The organism is Pedococcus sp. P1_H8, from assembly GCF_056405175.1.
The window spans coordinates 1-468 of record NZ_JBFUCP010000207.1; the positions used below are offsets into that span (position 1 = coordinate 1).

Annotated in this window: 1 protein-coding gene; it reads left to right on the top strand. The window is 68.4% G+C overall.

Features of this window, described 5'->3' with window-relative positions; genetic code table 11:
* Positions 1-15: 15 nt before the first annotated feature.
* Positions 16-468, top strand: a 453-nt coding sequence (locus AC1DYG_RS19615) for an AraC family transcriptional regulator ligand-binding domain-containing protein (RefSeq protein WP_477641525.1), incomplete at its 3' end; no start/stop codon positions are given.

Here is a 468-nt window from a genome sequence, read left to right on the forward strand (position 1 = left end):
GACGTGCGCAGTGCGATGGGAATCGTGCTGCGCCACATGAGCTTGCACAACGAGGCAATCCTCCTGGACCTGACCGAATCGGGGGGCCTGGCCACGATCCAGGTCCGGCCGGCGACCGACATGACGCTCGGACGCCAGTCCACCGAACTGGTCGTCGCGTCGATCTTCCGGATCCTGTCCGACTTCCTGCCCGACGGATGGCTGCCCGTGGCCACCTGCTTCGCCCACGGAGCCCCCGCCAACGGGGAGGTGCATGCCCGCGTGTTCGGCCCGTCGATCTACTACGACCACGAGATCGACGGGATCATCATCGCGACCGGCGACCTGGACGCACCGAACCGCCTGTCGAACCCGGTCCTGCGACCGTTCGCGCAGGAGTACCTCGGGCTGCTGGCGCCGCGCGAGAACTCCTCCACCGCCGGGCAGGTTCGGGACCTGATCGCCACCCTGCTGCCGACGGAGCACTGC